This is a genomic window from Saccharopolyspora sp. NPDC049357 (assembly GCF_040677225.1).
Lineage (GTDB): Bacteria > Actinomycetota > Actinomycetes > Mycobacteriales > Pseudonocardiaceae > Saccharopolyspora.
On sequence record NZ_JBFAQJ010000020.1, the window covers coordinates 38,137 to 54,783 of the forward strand.

Below are 16,647 nucleotides of genomic sequence, written 5' to 3' on the forward strand. Positions count from 1 at the left end.
GTGATCCCCTCACCCCCGGAAGTTAGGGGTGGGGTGGAGGGCCAGGTACCGCCGCACGCTGCAGCGAATTGCGCTGATCGGACCAGCATCGGCGAAGGGCGGACACATCGGCCGGATCCGACTAGCCTGAGATCCGTATCACAAGGCCTGCGACGGGATGCCGAGATGGCGCACGAGGTCGATCTGCTGGTGGTGGGTGCCGGTCCGACCGGGCTTTTCGCCGCCTACTACGCCGGGTTTCGCGGGATGTCGGTGGCGCTGGTCGACGCGCTGCCGGAGCCGGGTGGCCAGGTGACCGCGATGTACCCGGAGAAGATGATCTTCGATGTGGCGGGTTTCCCGGAGATCCGAGGGCGCGACCTGATCGCCGCGCTGGTCGAGCAGGCAGACCAGTACGGCCCGCGCTACCTGCTCGGGCGCCCCGCCGTCTCGTTGTCCGATGTGGACGGCGGCTTGCTGGTCGACGTCGGCGAGGGCGAGCAGGTCCGGGCCGGGGCGGTGCTGGTCACGGCCGGGATCGGCGAGTTCACCCCGAGACCGCTTCCCGCGGGCGGAGAGTGGATCGGCAAGGGCGTCGTGCACTTCATCCCCGAGCTGTCCGCGCACGCCGGGCACGACGTGGTCGTCGTCGGCGGCGGTGACTCGGCGTTCGACTGGGCGCTGGCGCTGCAACCCGTGGCCCGCAGCGTGACGCTGGTGCACCGGCGGACCCGCTTCCGCGCCCACGAGGGCCTGATCACCAAGGTCGAGCAGCTGGGCGTCCCGCTGATCGTCCCGGCCGAGGTCGCCGAAATCCGCGGCGACGCGGGCGGACTCATCGAGGTGGCCATCGACGTCGACGGGCAACGACGGGTCCTGCCTGCGCAAACGGTCGTCGCGGCACTGGGTTTCACCGCCGATCTCGGCCCGATCGAATCCTGGGGCCTGGACCTGGAGAAGCGCTCGATCCTGGTCGACACGACGATGCGCACCAGCCGCGCCCGCGTCTACGCCGCAGGTGACGTCGCCGCCTACCCGGGGAAGGTCAAGCTCATCGCCACCGGATTCGGCGAAGCCGCCACGGCGGTCAACAACATCGCCGTCGAGCTCAACCCCGACGCCCACCTCTTCCCCGGGCACTCCTCGAACCTCGGTTGAGGGATCGGCTCGTCTTGCGTGGCAGTACCTCGTCTGGGCCCGAACGTGGAAACGGCACCCGGGAACGACGTCCCGGGTGCCGCGTCAGGGTGTCGCTGAACGGGTCAGCCGCCGGTGTTCTGGTTGATCCAGTCGGCGAAGGCGGTCACGTCGGTGTAGATCGACGGGCCGGTGGCGCAGGTGGAGTCGCCGTTGCCGGAGCGGCTCGTGGCGCCGATCAGCTCCCAGCTGCCCTGGGTGCCCTTGATCTGCGGGCCGCCCGAGTCGCCGTAGCAGGCGCCGGAGTTGCCGCCCGGGTTGTCGGTGCAGATCTCGCCCGCGCCGTCGATGCCGGTGCAGCCGGCGTCGTCGACGATGCTGGTGTCGAGCTCCTGCAGGTTCGACGGGACCTCACCGCAGCCGGTCTCCGGGCAGGTCTGGCCCCAGCCGATGATGCGGCTCGGGGTGCCGGCCGGACCCGACTCGGCGGCGATCGAGATCGGCGCGGCGGACAGCTGCTTGTCCAGCTGCAGCACCGCGAGGTCGGCGGTGTCGTGCACCTGGGTCTTGGTCACGGCGGCTTCCTCGCCACCGGTGGTGTTGTCGTTGCTGCCCACGCGGACCGTGAAGTCACCGCCGCTCTGAACGCAGTGCGCGGCCGTCACCACCCAGTCCGGCTTGATCAGCGCGCCGCCGCAGACGTGGCTGCCCTGCTGCTGCAGCGAAACCATGAACGAGTAGGTCTCGGTCGCGTCGTGACCACCGATGATCATCGGGTCGACGTCGTCACCGGCGGCGACGGCGGGCATGCTCAGCGCGCCCACTGCGCTGACCGCGGCGACCGCGGAGATGAGAGCCGAACGAATGCGCATGTGTGTCGAATCCTCCGGGTATCCCGGCTCCGAAGGCCGGCTGGCCGCTGACGCTAACGGCGCCCCCGACTCCTGGCGTACCGACGAAGGTCGTAGGAGGCGGACCGAAAGAGTGGTGGCCCGCGGACAATCCGCAGGCCACCACCTTGATCAAGACCGGTTGAGCCGGTTTTTCCCGGATTCCCGATAAGGGTGACTACTCGTCGCTCTCACCCAGGTCCACGTCGGCGTACTCGCGCAGCTTGGTGAGCTTGTGCGAGGCGTCGACGACGCGCGTCGTGCCCGACTTCGACCGCATCACGATGGACTGCGTGGTGCACCGGTCGGCGCGGTAGTGCACGCCGCGCAGCAGCGCGCCATCGGTGATGCCGGTCGCCACGAAGAACATGTTGTCGCCGCGCACCAGGTCCGAAGTGGTCAGAACCTGGTTCGGGTCGTGCCCGGCCTCGCGCAGCTTCGCCCGCTCCTCGTCGTCGCGCGGCCACAACCGGCCCTGGATCTCACCGTCGAGGCACTTCAGCGCGCACGCGGTGATGATGCCCTCCGGGGTGCCGCCGATGCCCAGCAGCATGTCCACGCCGCTGTTCGGGCGAGCCGCCGCGATCGCGCCCGCCACGTCGCCGTCGGAGATGAACTGCACGCGGGCACCGGACTCGCGGACCTCCTTGACCAGCTGCTCGTGCCGCGGCCGGTCCAGCACGCACACCGTCACGTCGGAGACGTCGACGTGCTTGGCCTTGGCGACCCGGCGGACGTTCTCCGAGATCGGGGCGCTGATGTCGATGACCCCTGCGGCCTCCGGGCCGACGGCCATCTTCTCCATGTAGAACACCGCGGACGGGTCGAACATGGTGCCGCGCTCGGACACCGCCAGCACCGCCAGCGCGTTCGGCATGCCCTTGCTGAGCAGCGTCGTACCGTCGATCGGGTCCACGGCGACGTCGACCTCCGGGCCTTCCCCGTTGCCGACCTCCTCGCCGTTGTAGAGCATCGGCGCTTCGTCCTTCTCGCCCTCGCCGATGACCACCGTGCCGCGCATCGACACGGTGCCGATGAGTTTGCGCATGGCGTCCACCGCGGCTCCGTCACCCGCGTTCTTGTCGCCGCGGCCGACCCAGCGACCACCGGCCATCGCCGCGGCTTCGGTCACGCGGACGAGTTCCATCGCCAAGTTGCGATCGGGTGCTTCCGGGTGTCGTTGCGTCATCGCGCCCTCCCCGTTGTGAGGCATCGTCGGTACCGCCCGAGTCCGGCGGGAAAACGCCCCGCGCTCAGGCTTGTTGGCTGCGATCTTCCCAGATCATCGGGGTTCGGGGATCACTCGCGTGGGGCAGCCCACTCCCTCTGCCCCTGCCCGCTGAGCTGCGGTGCTGCCGGTGAGAGCATGGGTGCCGTGGCTGAACCCCGCAACCAGCAACCGGCTCCGTCCCGCCCGCCGCGGACGATGTCGGCGATGCTCTTCGCCATCCTGCCGTTGGTGCTGGTCTCGTTCGGCATCGCAGGCCTGTTCACGCAGTGCTCGTTCACTCCCACCGGCCCGACGGTCGACAACGGATCGGTGCCCACGGTGAACGTTCAGGCCGAGCTGCACGACGCCGCCGCCGGAGTGGACTTCCCGGTGGTCGATCCGAAGCTGCCCGCAAGCTGGCGGGCCAACTCCAGCAGCAGCACCACGCTGCCCTCGCACACCGAGGTCGTCCGGGTCGGCTGGCTGACCGGCGACGCGCAGTACCTGCGCCTGGCCCAGTCCAACGCCACCGAGGAGGAGCTGGTCGCGGGCGAGACGCGGCGGGCACCGCAGGCGCTCGGCGCCGTCGAGGCCGGTGGCCGCCAGTGGGTCCGCTACCAGGGCGTTCGCGACGAGCAGGCGTGGGTGTCCGAGCGCGACGGAGTCCGCCTGCTGATCACCGGCAACGCCGGCGAAGCGGAGTTCCGCACCCTGGCCGAAGCGGCGCTGACGGCGCCGGGGATCAGCTGAAACGGCTCCGCCCCCTGCGTAGTCACGCGGCCGGGTGACTCATTTCGAATTTCGCGCGAAATTCGAGTCGGAACTTCGGGACTCGAATTTCGCGCGAAATTCGAAAAGGCCTGGTGAGGGTGCCTCAGGAGTCGTCTTCGACCGCGGCGAGGGCGCGTTCGACGCGTTCGCGCGCACCGGCGAGGTGGCGTTCGCAGACCGCCGCCAGCGCTTCGCCCTTCTCCCAGAGGGCCAGCGAGTCCTCCAGGGACAGCCCGCCGGCCTCCAGCTGCTTGACGACCTCGGCCAGCTGGTCGCGGGCGTCCTCGTAGCCGAGCTCGGCGACCTCCGGGTGCTCGGCGACCGGGTCGAAGTGCTCGTCCTGCTGGTTCTCGGTCACGGGGTGGGGCTCTCCACATTCGCTCGCACGGACACCACCGCGGTGGCGATCGCCTGGTCGTAGCCGACGAAGGCCTCGGCGAACTCCGCGCCGTCACCTTCGCGCACCGCGTCGTTGATGCGCAGCTGGGCCTCCGCGACCCTACGTCGGTGGGCCGACGCAGCCCACCAGGTGGGGCCCACGTACCCCGAGGTCGCGTCGATCAAGGCCCGCAGCCTGCCGGGCAGGTCCTTGCGCTCGGCCGAATCGCACCCGCCGAGGAGCGCAGCCCAGGTCCCCTCCGCCGTGACCTCGGCGGCCTCGGCGCAGCGCCGGACCTCGCCCGCCCGCTCCGCGCTGCGCGCCGCGCCCACGGTGAGGGGGAGGAACGAGGGCTCCTGCTTCGGGTGCACGTGGAATTCCTTGGTCAGTCCGGTACGACGGCGTGGACCGCGCCGTCGGCGACCCGCACCCGCAGCCGGGTGCCCGGAGGCGCGTCATCGACGGAGCGCAGCACGCCGTCGACCTCGTCGGTCTCCTCGATGCGCTGCACGATCGCGTATCCACGAGCCAGAGTGGCCGCAGGGCCCAGGGTCGTCAAGCGTGATCGAGTAGCGCTCAACGCGTGGCCCTCCGCGGTGAGCACCGTGCTCATCGCCCGCCGGGAGCGTTCGCGCAACATCGCGACCTGCTCGGAGCGCTGCTGCAGCGGGCGGTGCGGGTCGGCCAGCGCGGGCCTGCTGCGCAGCTGGTCGAGCAGCCTGCGCTCCCGATCCACCCATCCGTGCAGCGCCCGCCGAGCCCGGTCGCGCAGCTGCCGGATGCGCTGGCCCTCCTCGGCAACGTCGGGCACCACGCGCTTGCCCGCACCCGTCGGTGTGGAACAGCGCACATCGGCGACGTGGTCGAGCAGCGGCGAGTCCGGTTCGTGCCCGATCGCGCTGACCACCGGGGTCTTGCAGGCCGACACCGCCCGGCACAGCGCCTCGTCGGAGAACGGCAGCAGGTCCTCGACGCTGCCGCCGCCGCGCGCCAGCACGATCACGTCGACCTCGGGCATCCGGTCGAGCTCCTCCAGCGCGGGCAGGATCTGCGGCACCGCGCTGGTGCCCTGCACGGCGACGTTGCGGATCTCGAACTGCACGGCCGGCCAGCGCAGCTGCGCGTTGGTCAGCACGTCGTGCTCGGCGGCCGAGGCGCGGCCGGTGATCAGGCCGACCCGGTTGGGCAGGAACGGCAGCGGCCGCTTGCGCGCCGGGTCGAACAGGCCCTCGGCCTTGAGCAGCTGGCGGAGCCGTTCGATGCGGGCGAGCAGCTCGCCGATGCCCACAGCCCGGATCTCGTCGACCCGCAGGCTCAGCGTGCCGCGACCGACGAAGAAGGTCGGCTTGCCGTGCACCACGACCCGGCTGCCATCGGTCAGCGGCGGGTCCATCTTGCGCAGCAGCGACGACGAGCAGGTCAAGGTCAGCGACACGTCCGCGGAGGGATCGCGGAGCGTCAGGAACGCCGTCTGCGCGCCGGACCGCATCGAGATCTGGGTGATCTGCCCCTCGACCCAGATCTGCCCGAGCCGGTTGATCCAGTCGGCGATCTTGCGGGCCACCGTCCGCACCGGCCAAGGTTCCTCAGCACTAGTAGGCGAACTCAGCGTTCCTCCTCATTGATCGTTTCCAGGCTCATTCTGCTTGGCGGTGCAAGTAGCGGAACCTCAGCGGGCCTCTGGCTCCGGGATCCGCGACTTGAGTATGTCGATACGCGGCGCTGCGGCTGTCCTCCCCAGAGAACCGCTGAGAACCCGCGGCGGTGCCGGCTGCTCAGGTGGTGAAAGAGAAAGCACCTTCGGTGCTTGTCTACTGCTCGCGGAGGCGGGTGAGGCGGTTGCGCAGCATCCGGAGGTAGTCCGGGCGTTGCTGGTTGCGCTCCTCGTGGGCGAGCAGTTCGGTGAGGTCGTCTTCGGTGAACGAGCGCAGGCGACCGCGCAGCTGGGGGAGGCTCAGCGCGTCGTAGTCGGCGAGCAGCGAGTTCTCCTCGCCCTCGGGCTCGCCGACCACCTCCGGTTCCGCGGCGAAGTCCTCGTCGAACGTCGCCCACGACGGTTCTTCCTCCGGCGTGCGCAGGCCCGACAGCGCCTCGTCGCCCTTGATCGCGAGCTCGGTGATGTGCTGCTGCACCCGCATCGACGCCTGCAACGCCTGGCTGGCGACGGTCACGGGCATGCCGAGGAGGGTGGCCGGGAGCGCGCGGGCCTGCTCGACGGCGGTCGCCGCGAGACCGGCCGCCACCCGCACCGGGAAGGGGAACACTGACATGCGCCCAGCCTGCCGCAGAAGTGGCCGCCAGACCATCGGTTCAACGCCGGAATGTGACCGAGGACCGACGCTCGGCAGAACCGCGAGAGACCCCTCGATGGAGTGACAGTGAGCACCGACCGGAGGCAGAGCGGGCAGGCGCGGATCCGTACCCTTGACGGCATGACGACCACGCCTGAGGCCCGCGACCTCGAACCCGACCCCGTTGACGACGCCGGCCGGACCAAGCGGGTCCTGCTGGCCAAGCCCCGTGGGTACTGCGCAGGTGTCGACCGCGCAGTCATCACCGTCGAGAAGGCGTTGGAGACCTACGGCCCGCCCGTCTACGTCCGCAAGGAGATCGTGCACAACCGGCACGTCGTGGACACCCTGACCGAGCGCGGCGTGATCTTCGTGGAGGAGACCGACGAGGTGCCCGAGGGCGCGCTCGTGGTGTTCTCCGCGCACGGCGTGTCCCCGGCCGTCCACCAGGAGGCCGAGGAGCGCAAGCTCCGCACGATCGACGCCACCTGCCCGCTGGTGACGAAGGTGCACAAGGAGGTCAACCGCTTCGCGCGCGACGACTACGACATCCTGCTGATCGGCCACGAGGGCCACGAGGAGGTCGAGGGCACCGCCGGTGAGGCGCCCGATCGCGTGCAGCTGGTGGACAAGCCCGAGGACGTCGACAAGGTGCAGGTCCGCGACCCGAGCAAGGTCGTCTGGCTGTCGCAGACCACCCTCAGCGTCGACGAGACGATGGAGCGGGTGGACCAGCTCACCGAGAAGTACCCGACCCTGCAGGCCCCGCCCAGCGACGACATCTGCTACGCCACCTCCAACCGCCAGCAGGCGGTCAAGGTGATGGCCCCGCAGTGCGACCTGGTGATCGTGGTGGGCTCGCAGAACTCCTCGAACTCCAAGCGGCTGGTCGAGGTCGCGCTGCAGGCCGGAGCGTCGGACTCGCACCTGATCGACTACGCGTCGCAGATCGACGACGCTTGGCTGGACGGGGTGACCACGGTCGGCGTCACCAGCGGCGCGTCCGTCCCGGACGTGCTGGTGCTGCAGGTCCTGGACCACCTCGCCGAGCGCGGCTGGGGCGACGTCGAAGAGGTCACGACCGCCAACGAGAAGGTCACCTTCGCGCTGCCCCGCGAGCTCCGCAAGGACCTCGACGAGAACAAGGACAACCCCCGGAGCGTCCGCTGAGCTGACCTCACGCGAAAAAGCCGCCCGGCTCCGAGTTCCTGGAGCCGGGCGGCTTTTTCGCGTCTCTACGGGCCGGGACGCCGGGGGCGGCCCCCCGGTGGCGGTTCCGGCGGGCGCGGGCGTCCTGGGCCGCCCTGGCGGGGCGGGCGGGGTCCTCCCGCGCGCGGGTCGTTGGGGCGAGGACGTCCGGGCACGTCGCCGCGGCGCGGGGCGTCGCCCTTCGGGCGTCCCTGGGTCTCGCGCGGCCCGGTGCCCCGGGGCTGCCGGGGCTCGGCGCGGCGGTCGCCACCGCGGCCCTCGTCGCGGGGTTTGCGCTGGTCGCCGCGGGGTTTGCGGTCTCGATCCGAGGCCGGGCGCTTGCGCGGTGCCTCGTCCCGCGCGGACTTCTTGGGCGGCGGAACGGGTCTGGCCTTCTTCGTCTTGGCGTCGGGGTCGACGCCGAGGTCGAAGTCGTCGTCGGTCTCGACCTTCTGCGTGACGAACATCCGGAGCAGCCCGATGCCGAGCGCGACCGCGGTGGCCCCGGCCATGATCGGGAAGCTGGTGATCAACGGGCGCGCGACCGACAGCGCCTTGCCCATGATGCCCGCGCCCGACGTGCTCCCGGCTCCGGCGATCAGCACCAGCACGGGCATCACGATGCCGAGAACGAGCGGTGGCTGCACCATCGGACCGAACACGCTTCGCCGCTGCACCAGCAGCACCGCAGCCAGACAACCGAGGAAGAAGCAGGTCTTGAAGATGAATCCGGGCTGTTTCCAGATCAGGGTGTCCAGCACGGTGCCGATCGCGGTCGGGACGGCAGCCAGCAACACGGCGCCCCACAGCGGCACCCCGTTGGTGCTGAACGCGGAGCGCGCACCCCATTCGGGCGCGCCATTACCGGAAGTTGAAGCGCTCTGGCTCTCGCGGATCGCGGTCACAATCCCCAACGGTAACGGTCCAGTACCTCACCGCGAGAGCCCTCTCGGGGAACGGGCGCATTAGCCCACGTCGGGTGATGGTTTCGACACGACGCGGCGTGATCGTCACGTGATCTTCGTGCAGCCAAATGGATGCCGTATCCCTCGGTCGAGCATGTGAGCCTTGACACAGGGAGTCCGGCCATCTTAGCGTCCGAGCAATCGTTTTCTCGCCTGCGTGAGTGACGAGACGGGGGTCGGAATGAACACGGCGCCACCGCTGGTCGAGCTGACCGGCATCACCAAGCGTTACGGCGGTGTGCTCGCCTGCGATGCGGTTGACCTCACGGTTCGCGGCGGCGAGGTGCACGCTCTGCTCGGCGAGAACGGGGCGGGCAAGAGCACCCTGATGAAGGTCCTCTCCGGCGACATCACCGACCACGCAGGTGGGATCACCATCGAGGGTCACCCGGTCCAGTTCGGAAAACCCGCGGACGCCCAACACGCCGGGGTCGCGATGATCCACCAGGAGCTCGACCTCGTCCCGGCCCTGAGCGTCGCCGAGAACCTCCACCTGGGGCGCGAACCGCGCACCCGGCTGGGCACCGTGGACCGGCGCGCGATGTCCGAGCGCACCCGGGAGTTGTTGCGGCGCACCGGAATCGACCTCGACCCGAACCGGCCGGTCGGCGAACTGCGGGTCGGCGAGCAGCAGCTGGTCACCATCGCCCGCGCGCTGTCGCTGGACGCCAAGGTGCTGATCATGGACGAGCCGACCTCGGCACTGTCCACAACGGAGGTCGGCCGGCTCTTCGGCGTCATCGGCGAGCTGCGCCGCACCGGCACCGGCATCGTCTACATCTCGCACCGGATGGACGAGATCGGCCAGGTCGCCGACCGCGCCACCGTGCTGCGCAACGGCCGCAAGGTCGCCGAGTTCGACGCGCAGGCGATGACCGCCGAGGAAGCCGCCGAAGCGATGGTGGGCCGCACGGTGCAGACCCGCTTCCGCTCGCAGACCGTCGACATCGGCGAAGAACTGCTCAGCGTCAAGGGCTTCGTCGTCCACCCCCGCCGCGCGCGGGTCGGCAGGAGGGAACCCGACGGCATCGATCTGACCGTCCGCAGCGGCGAGATCGTCGGGCTGTGCGGACTGCTCGGAGCCGGGCGGACCGAACTGCTCGAATCGCTCTACGGCGCGGGCTCGTCCGGGACCTGGGAGGGGGAGGTCTCGCTCGACGGGAAGCCGGTGCGCCCGGCAGGGCCGAGGCAGGCGCTGCGCTCGGGGATCGCCTTCGTGCCGGAGGACCGGCGCAGCTCCGGGCTGGTGCTCGGGCACTCGGTCACCGCCAACACCGTGCTGTCGGTGCTGGACAGGCTGGGTGTCGCCGGAATGGTGCGCCGCAGGTCCGAACTCGACGCGACCCGGCGCAGCGTCGACCAGCTCAAGGTCAAGCTCGGCCAGATCTCCGACGCGGTCGGCACCCTCTCCGGCGGCAACCAGCAGAAGGTCGTCTTCGGGCGCATGCTGCTCACCGAGCCCCGACTGCTGCTGCTCGACGACCCGACGCGGGGCGTGGACATCGGCGCGAAGGCGGAGATCTACCAGTTGCTCTCGGACATCGCGGGTCGTGGCATCGGCGTGCTGCTGGCCTCCTCGGAACTCCCCGAGCTGGTGGGGGTGTGCCACCGGGTGGTCGTGCTGCGCGCCGGGCGCAGCGTCGCCGAGTTCGACACCGCTCATGCCGGGGAGGCCGACCTGCTGGCAGCCGCGATGGGCGATCGGAACGGGAATCCACCGGGGCCGGCGGTCGGCACCGGGCAGAGCACCGGGGGAGGTGCGAATTGAGCAATCAGACGGAGCAGCGGCCCGTGCCCGGAGACCTGCCCGCGCAGCGTTCCAAGCGGACCGACACCGTCGAGACCCTGTTCAAGTTCCAGAGTTTCTTCGGTCTGGTCGCGGTGTTCATCGCGGCGGTGATCTTCTCACCCCGCAACGACGGCCAGATCCTGTTCCTGAGCAGCGACAACCTGTTCAACATCGTGCGCGCGGTCTCCGAGATCGGGATCATCGCGATCGGGTTGACCTTCGTGATCCTCATCGGCGGCATCGACCTGTCGGTCGGGTCGGTGCTGGGGCTGGCGGCGGTCGGTTCCGCCGTGCTCATGGTCAACAGCGGCTACGGCGTGTGGGCCACGGTCGCCGTCGTGCTGCTGGCCGGAATCGTCTTCGGTTTCCTGCAGGGTGCCGCGGTCGCGCTGCTGGGGGTGCAGGCGTTCATCGTCACCCTGGCCGGATTGCAGATCGCGCGCGGGCTCGCGCGCATGTGGTCCGGCGGCGAGACCGTGCAGATCTCCTACGGCGACGGCCCGGGGCAGGCCCCGATGCTGTTCTCGCTGCTGGGGGAGCGGACCTTCGGCGGCGTGGTACCGATCCCGGCGCTGATCTTCGCCGCGGTGGCCGTGATCGCGATCCTGTTCCTGCGCTCCAGCGCCTACTCCCGGCACCTGTACGCGATCGGCGGAAACGAGAAGGCGGCTCGGCTTTCGGGCGTGCCGGTGAACCGGGTCAAGATCATCGCTTTCGTCATCGCGGGGTTCTGCGCCGCGCTGGCCGGCATCGTGCACGCCGGTCAGCTCAACGCGGGCAGCCCCAACGACGGAACCGCCTACGAGCTCGACGGAATCGCCGCGGTGGTCGTCGGCGGCACCAGCCTGGCCGGCGGCCGGGGTTCGGTGATCGGCACCATCGCCGGTGCTCTGCTGCTCGGCATCCTCAACAACATCCTGAGCCTGAACAGCGTCAACACCGATCTGCAACTGCTGATCAAGGGTCTGGTGATCGTCGCGGCGGCGGCGCTGCAGCGCCTGCGCCCCACGGCCTGAGGCAGATCTACCGAAGGGAGCACGATGCGCAAGACAACGAAGTCCTTGGTCGCAATCACGTGCGCCGCGGTCGCGTTCGCCGCCGCCGGTTGCGGGACGACCAGCGAGAACACCGGGCAGGTCCAGGCCCAGGACCCGACGAAGAACTGCCAGGGCGCCAACGGCAAGTACACGATCGGGATGAGCCAGGCGAACCTGGCCGAGCCCTACCGGGTGCGGATGGACGACGACATCCGCAAGGCCGCGGAGAAGGTCCCGCAGTTCGAGGAGGTGCAGTTCTCCGACGCCGCGAAGGACAACTCCAAGCAGGTCACCGACGTCGAGAACTTCATGACCAAGCAGGTCGACCTGCTGATGATCTCGCCGAACGAGGCGGCACCGCTGACCGACGTGGTGCGCAAGGCCTACAACCAGGGCATCCCGGTCGTGGTGCTGGACCGCAAGGTCGACGGCGACGCGTACACGACCTACATCGGCGCGGACAACGTCGCCATCGGCAAGCAGGCGGGCGAGTTCTTCAAGACCACGCTGCTGCCGCAGGGCGGCAAGATCGTGCAGATCAAGGGCCTGTCCGGCTCGACCCCGGCCGCTGAGCGGGAAGAGGGCTTCAAGCAGGGCATCGCGGGCTCCAAGATCGAGGTCGTGGCCACCGCCGACGGCGAGTGGGAGCGCTCGGTCGGGCAGCAGAAGATGGACGCGCTGCTCAAGGCCAACCCGGACATCAAGGCCGTGTACTCGCAGAACGATCCGATGGCCGAGGGCGCCTGGCTGGCCGCGCAGGCCGCCAACCGCCCGGACCTGAAGTTCGTGGGCATCGACGGCCTGCCGATCCCCTCCGGCGGCATCAAGGCGGTGGAGGAGGGCCGGCTGCAGGCCACGAACCTCTACCCGACGGGTGGCGCGGAGGCGGTCGAGGCGGCCAAGAAGATCTTGGTCGACTGCCAGCAGGTGCCCAAGACCCAGACCCTGGGAACCGAACTGATCACGAAGGACAACGCGGCCGAGGTGTACGGCCGACTCAACCAGGGTTAGAGCCCGAAGCGGACGCGAAATTTTTCGGGTTTTAGGAGTAGGTGCGGAAAGGGCCGCGCCATGCAGGGCCGAAAACAGGCCGCAGCGCTCGTTTCGAGTGCTGCGGCCTTTTCGCGCCGCGGAATCCGGACCACTGGTTCGATACACCGAATTCCACTGCCCGGCAACAGAAACACCTGGTTGGCGGCTGTCGTGAGTACGACACACCAGAGACCATCTTATTGAGTGAATTCGCGTATCGATGACTATTCCGTGCCTGTTGTTTGGTTGCCGTCCGGGAGGCCATTTCTTACGCTGCGCTAGATCGCGCTTTGAGATCTTGCCGGGTCCGAGTCGGTTGGAAACCACTGAGTTAGAGCGCATCACGATTCACCGGAACCGGAATCAGCGGCAGAACTGTCTGCGGTGGACAGCGCTGTCCGCATGGGGAGGGCGAGCACGATGACAGAACGCTCCGCACCGTCGCGATGCGACGCCCGCCGGCGGGCCCGCCGGCTTGCCGCCTACCTGGGTGTCTTCTCGCTCGCCGCTGCCGCGGTGATCGCCGACGCCGGGTTCGCGAGCGTCCGAGCCCACGCCCAACAACCTGCGCCGCCGAGCAAGGGCCAGGTCGGCTGGGACTCCTACCGAGACCTCGACGGGATGCCGCGGCTGCGCGGCGCCGAGCAGTCCATGCAGTTCTCCAGCTACGACCGGTCCGGCGGCAACGACGACGGATTCGAGGGCACCTACTCCTGCCTGCGCGAATCGGCGCAGGGATGCGTGATCGCCGAGCACACCGGGCCGGGTGAGATCTCCGGCCTGTGGAGCACCCGCGAGCCGATGGGCGACGTGACGGCCACCGGCAACCTCGTCGTCGAGCTCGACGGCCGCACGGTGCTCGACGCGCCGTTCGCCGACGTGGTCAGCGGCAAGATCGGAGCGCCGTTCGTGTGGCCGCTGGTGGGCAACGCCGACGACGCGGCAGGCGGTGTGGTCAGCAAGGTGCCGATGCCGTTCCGCGAATCGATGCGCGTGACCGTGCGCAACAACCCGAACTTCTACCACGTGAACTACCGGACCTTCCCCGACGCGGAAGGCGTGGAGACCTTCGATCCCTCGGACCCGGCCACCGACGTGCTGACGAAGATGCAGGGCTTCGGCGTGGCCGACCCGAAGAACGCCACCGCCGGAACGCCGGTGCGCAGCGACTTCGGTCTGGCACCCGGCGGTGCGCACACCGTCGCCGAGGTGAGCGGACCGGCGCGGATCAACCAGCTGCGGGTGCGCTTGCCGCAGGTGGTGGCGGCGCCTCAGGTCGTCGACGACGGCATGGCCTTCGGGCAGGGCGGCGGCAGCCGGTTCCGGATGCGCGTGGACCCGAACAACGAGGGCGTCCGCGTGATCCGGCGGTTCGACCCGCAGGTCGCCGACCAGGCCGCGAGCATGGCCGTCAACGGCGAGGTGGTGGGCGAGTGGCGCAGCGGTGCGGCCGCTCCCGGCCAGTGGGGCGTGCAGTCGATCGACGTGCCCGCGGACGTCACCGCCGGGGAGTCCTCGATCGAGGTCGACAACCGGTTCGTCTCGTCCTCGTTGGACGTCAACGAGTTCCGCTACGACGTGCAGAGCCTGGTCAACGGCGAGTGGGTGCGCACCGACGTGCTCGACCTCGGCCCCGGTCACCCGGGCGAGGAGAGCGCGCACGACTACCAGATCGACAACCCGGTCTTCGAGCGCTCGCAGCTGTTCGGCCGGTACACGACCCCGCCCGAGCAGGTCGCGGCCTCCGACGAGGTGCTGTCCTCCGCGCGCCTGCGCATCACCTTCGACGGCGAGACCACTGTGGACGCGCCGATCGGCGAGTTCTTCGGCACCGGACTCGGCGAGTACGACGTGCGCACCATGATGAGTTCGGTCGATCCCGGGCAGGACGGCTGGTACACGGCGTGGTGGCCGATGCCGTTCAACGAGAGCGCCAAGGTCGAGATCGTCAACGCCGGCGGGATCCCGATCGAGGGGGCCGCGGCCGAGGTCGTCACCGGGCCCGGCGGCGTCGACGAGGGCAGCGGCCACTTCCACGCCACGCACAAGCGCGGCGCCACGACTCCCGGGCAGGACTGGAACTTCCTCGACCCCGGTGGGGCGGGCACGTTCTACGGGGTCACCCACACCATGCGCGGCCAGATCCCGCTCAACGAGACCAAGGACAGCGTGCTGCCGCACTCCACAAGGCAGACGGCGTCCAACCCGCGCAACTACCTGGAGGGCGACGAGCGGTTCTACGTGGACGGAGCCCAGGAACCCGCGTGGCACGGGACCGGGAGCGAGGACTTCTACGAGTCGGGCTGGTACTTCCGGTTCGGCACGACGTTCTCGATGCCGCAGGCGGGCAACCCCGGACACGAGGTGAACCAGGACGGCTGCCAGTTCGACTGCACCGGCGCCTACCGCTTGATGGTGGGTGACGCGGTGTCCTTCCGGAACGGGCTGGTCGCGGGCATCGAGCACGGCCCGGCCAACGACGAACCGGGCGACTACAGCTCCACGGCCTACTGGTACGGGGCTCCGGCCGGGCGCAGCCTGCCGACGGGCCCGCCGCCACCGGAGGTCCCGCCGGCCCTCCCGCCGGAGCCACCGGCCTCGAGCCAGCCCCCGTCGCAGCCGGTCCCGACGGCCCCGCAGGACCCGGGCGAACCGACCTCCGCGGAACCAACGCCCACGGACTCGACGCCCGCGGAACCAACGCCCACGGACTCGGCACCACCGGAGCCGGGCACGAGCGAGCCGTCGACCAGCGAGAACGACGGTCTCCTGCCGAGCTCGAACTGATCATCGGCGAGATCGGTACCCGGATCCCAGACCCGGGTACCGATCTCCGGTCGGTTCGGAGCAGAACCGACCGTCAGCGGGAGGAGCTGCCGCGCACCACGAGGTGGGCGGACAGGGTCGTGGTGGAGGTTTCCTCGCGGTCGCCCGAGATGCGGTCGAGCAGGAGGCGGGCGGCCAGCGCGCCGATGTCGTAGGCGGGCTGGGCGACGACCGACAGCGGAGGGTCGAGCAGCGTGGTCCAGGGGGCGTCGTCGAAGGCGACGACTCCGACGTCGCGGCCCGGCTTGAGCTTCAGCGCCGCTAAGGCTTCCAGCACGCCGACGGCCATCGCGCTGTTGCCGACCAGCAGCGCGTCCGGCGGGTCGTTCTGCCTGAGCAGCGCGTGCGCGGCCTGCTGCGCGCCGTCGGCCTTGAAGTTCGACCGCCGCACCAGCGAGGTGGAGCCGGGCAGCTTCGCCGCGCGCAGCCCGTCGCGGTAGCCGGCCAGCCGGTCGTCGGCCGTGGGCACGCCGCTGGGGCCGGTCAGGCAGCCGATGCGGCCGTAGCCCTGCCCGGCCAGGTGCAGCGTCGCGTGCTTGGCCGCCAGCCGGTTGTCGACCAGCACCGTGTCGCTCGCGCGGTCCGGAAGCGGTCGGTCCACCGCCACCACCGGCGTGCTGTGCCTGGCCAGCAGCTCGGCCGTGCCCGGACTGCCGGTGGGCGAGAGCAGCACCCCGGCCACGCGCTCCTGCAGCGCGACGTCGACGTACTCGCGCTCCTTCTCCGGGGTGTCGTCGGAGTTGCACAGCACCAGCGAGTAGCCGGCCTCGTGCGCGACGTCCTCGACGCCTCGCGCGATCGCGGTGAAGAACGGGTTCTCCACGTCGGAGATGATCAACGCGAGCACCGCGGTTTCCTGTTTCCGCAGGTTGCGGGCGGGTCCGTTGGGTCGGTACCCGAGCTCTTCGGCTGCGGCGAGCACCCTCCCGGCGAGCTCCGGATCGACCGTCTCCTTGCCGTTGAGCGCCCGGGAGACGGTGGCCGTGGACACTCCCGCGCGGGTCGCCACGTCGCTGATCGTCGCCACGACTTCCTCCCTCACCGCTGGGCGAGTGACGGTGCGCCACCCGCCTTGACAGCCCGTATTAGGCCAGAATAGCGTCCGAGAAAACGATTGCTCGCGCTGGTTCGCAAGGTCTTCCAGGTGATTCGG

General features: G+C 69.9%; 15 protein-coding genes. 7 read left to right on the top strand and 8 right to left on the bottom strand.

Annotated elements, in window-relative coordinates:
- Window positions 1–165: 165 nt before the first annotated feature.
- Window positions 166–1,137, top strand: a complete 972-nt coding sequence (locus AB0J91_RS18230; RefSeq protein WP_363870102.1) for an NAD(P)/FAD-dependent oxidoreductase — start codon at window positions 166–168, stop codon at window positions 1,135–1,137.
- A 104-nt stretch (window positions 1,138–1,241) separates the two neighbouring features.
- On the opposite strand, the gene AB0J91_RS18235 is transcribed toward AB0J91_RS18230, so the two are convergent.
- Together AB0J91_RS18235 and glpX are read right to left on the bottom strand one after the other, a co-directional pair.
- Window positions 1,242–1,988: a serine protease gene (locus tag AB0J91_RS18235; protein WP_363789457.1), complete on the bottom strand. Its 747-nt coding sequence runs from the start codon at window positions 1,986–1,988 to the stop codon at window positions 1,242–1,244.
- A 196-nt stretch (window positions 1,989–2,184) separates the two neighbouring features.
- Complete coding sequence (glpX, locus tag AB0J91_RS18240) at window positions 2,185–3,195, bottom strand: class II fructose-bisphosphatase (RefSeq protein WP_363789458.1); 1,011 nt, start codon at window positions 3,193–3,195, stop codon at window positions 2,185–2,187.
- A gap of 177 nt (window positions 3,196–3,372) precedes the next feature.
- Here glpX and AB0J91_RS18245 point away from each other — a divergent pair, with 177 nt between their 5' ends.
- Window positions 3,373–3,966 (top strand): DUF4245 domain-containing protein, encoded by a 594-nt coding sequence (locus AB0J91_RS18245; RefSeq protein ID WP_363870104.1) that lies wholly within the window; start codon window positions 3,373–3,375, stop codon window positions 3,964–3,966.
- 124 nt (window positions 3,967–4,090) lie between these two features.
- Here the strand turns inward: AB0J91_RS18245 and AB0J91_RS18250 are convergent, their stop codons facing one another.
- The 4 genes from AB0J91_RS18250 to AB0J91_RS18265 form a co-directional block, all read right to left on the bottom strand.
- Window positions 4,091–4,345, bottom strand: coding sequence for an exodeoxyribonuclease VII small subunit (locus tag AB0J91_RS18250; RefSeq protein WP_210971012.1), 255 nt, complete (start codon window positions 4,343–4,345; stop codon window positions 4,091–4,093).
- Window positions 4,342–4,737: a hypothetical protein gene (locus AB0J91_RS18255; protein WP_363789460.1), complete on the bottom strand. Its 396-nt coding sequence runs from the start codon at window positions 4,735–4,737 to the stop codon at window positions 4,342–4,344. The genes AB0J91_RS18250 and AB0J91_RS18255 overlap by 4 nt, the downstream gene beginning before the upstream one ends.
- 14 nt (window positions 4,738–4,751) lie before the next feature.
- Window positions 4,752–5,975: an exodeoxyribonuclease VII large subunit gene (xseA, locus tag AB0J91_RS18260; protein ID WP_363870261.1), complete on the bottom strand. Its 1,224-nt coding sequence runs from the start codon at window positions 5,973–5,975 to the stop codon at window positions 4,752–4,754.
- A 202-nt stretch (window positions 5,976–6,177) separates the two neighbouring features.
- Window positions 6,178–6,636: a lipid droplet-associated protein gene (locus AB0J91_RS18265; protein WP_363870107.1), complete on the bottom strand. Its 459-nt coding sequence runs from the start codon at window positions 6,634–6,636 to the stop codon at window positions 6,178–6,180.
- Window positions 6,637–6,798: 162 nt separating this feature from the next.
- On the opposite strand from AB0J91_RS18265, the gene AB0J91_RS18270 reads away from it, so the two are divergent.
- Complete coding sequence (locus AB0J91_RS18270) at window positions 6,799–7,827, top strand: 4-hydroxy-3-methylbut-2-enyl diphosphate reductase (RefSeq protein WP_363870110.1); 1,029 nt, start codon at window positions 6,799–6,801, stop codon at window positions 7,825–7,827.
- 65 nt (window positions 7,828–7,892) lie between these two features.
- Here the strand turns inward: AB0J91_RS18270 and AB0J91_RS18275 are convergent, their stop codons facing one another.
- Window positions 7,893–8,750 carry a DUF6542 domain-containing protein gene (locus AB0J91_RS18275; protein WP_363870112.1) on the bottom strand — a complete coding sequence of 286 codons (858 nt, stop codon included), beginning with the start codon at window positions 8,748–8,750 and terminating at the stop codon, window positions 7,893–7,895.
- 241 nt (window positions 8,751–8,991) lie between these two features.
- Here AB0J91_RS18275 and AB0J91_RS18280 point away from each other — a divergent pair, with 241 nt between their 5' ends.
- The 4 genes from AB0J91_RS18280 to AB0J91_RS18295 all read left to right on the top strand — a co-directional run bounded on the left by AB0J91_RS18280 (window position 8,992) and on the right by AB0J91_RS18295 (window position 15,455).
- On the top strand, window positions 8,992–10,578 hold the full coding sequence (locus AB0J91_RS18280) for a sugar ABC transporter ATP-binding protein (protein WP_363870264.1): 1,587 nt from the start codon (window positions 8,992–8,994) through the stop codon (window positions 10,576–10,578).
- 23 nt (window positions 10,579–10,601) lie between these two features.
- Window positions 10,602–11,615, top strand: a complete 1,014-nt coding sequence (locus tag AB0J91_RS18285; protein ID WP_363870266.1) for an ABC transporter permease — start codon at window positions 10,602–10,604, stop codon at window positions 11,613–11,615.
- Window positions 11,616–11,639: 24 nt separating this feature from the next.
- A complete protein-coding gene (locus tag AB0J91_RS18290; RefSeq protein WP_363870115.1) occupies window positions 11,640–12,647 on the top strand; it encodes a substrate-binding domain-containing protein in 1,008 nt (335 codons plus the stop codon).
- Between the two features lie 441 nt (window positions 12,648–13,088).
- Window positions 13,089–15,455: a DUF2961 domain-containing protein gene (locus AB0J91_RS18295; protein WP_363870118.1), complete on the top strand. Its 2,367-nt coding sequence runs from the start codon at window positions 13,089–13,091 to the stop codon at window positions 15,453–15,455.
- A gap of 73 nt (window positions 15,456–15,528) precedes the next feature.
- Here the strand turns inward: AB0J91_RS18295 and AB0J91_RS18300 are convergent, their stop codons facing one another.
- Window positions 15,529–16,521, bottom strand: a complete 993-nt coding sequence (locus AB0J91_RS18300; protein WP_363870121.1) for a LacI family DNA-binding transcriptional regulator — start codon at window positions 16,519–16,521, stop codon at window positions 15,529–15,531.
- Between the last annotated feature and the right edge of the window lie 126 nt (window positions 16,522–16,647).

Coding starts and splice junctions, on each gene's coding strand:
- AB0J91_RS18230 (WP_363870102.1), top strand. CDS start 166: ATGGCGCACGAGGTCGATCTGCTGGTGGTGGGTGCCGGTCCGACCGGG.
- AB0J91_RS18235 (WP_363789457.1), bottom strand. CDS start 1,988: ATGCGCATTCGTTCGGCTCTCATCTCCGCGGTCGCCGCGGTCAGCGCA.
- AB0J91_RS18290 (WP_363870115.1), top strand. CDS start 11,640: ATGCGCAAGACAACGAAGTCCTTGGTCGCAATCACGTGCGCCGCGGTC.
- AB0J91_RS18280 (WP_363870264.1), top strand. CDS start 8,992: ATGAACACGGCGCCACCGCTGGTCGAGCTGACCGGCATCACCAAGCGT.
- glpX (WP_363789458.1), bottom strand. CDS start 3,195: ATGACGCAACGACACCCGGAAGCACCCGATCGCAACTTGGCGATGGAA.
- AB0J91_RS18265 (WP_363870107.1), bottom strand. CDS start 6,636: ATGTCAGTGTTCCCCTTCCCGGTGCGGGTGGCGGCCGGTCTCGCGGCG.
- AB0J91_RS18245 (WP_363870104.1), top strand. CDS start 3,373: ATGGGTGCCGTGGCTGAACCCCGCAACCAGCAACCGGCTCCGTCCCGC.
- AB0J91_RS18295 (WP_363870118.1), top strand. CDS start 13,089: ATGACAGAACGCTCCGCACCGTCGCGATGCGACGCCCGCCGGCGGGCC.
- AB0J91_RS18270 (WP_363870110.1), top strand. CDS start 6,799: ATGACGACCACGCCTGAGGCCCGCGACCTCGAACCCGACCCCGTTGAC.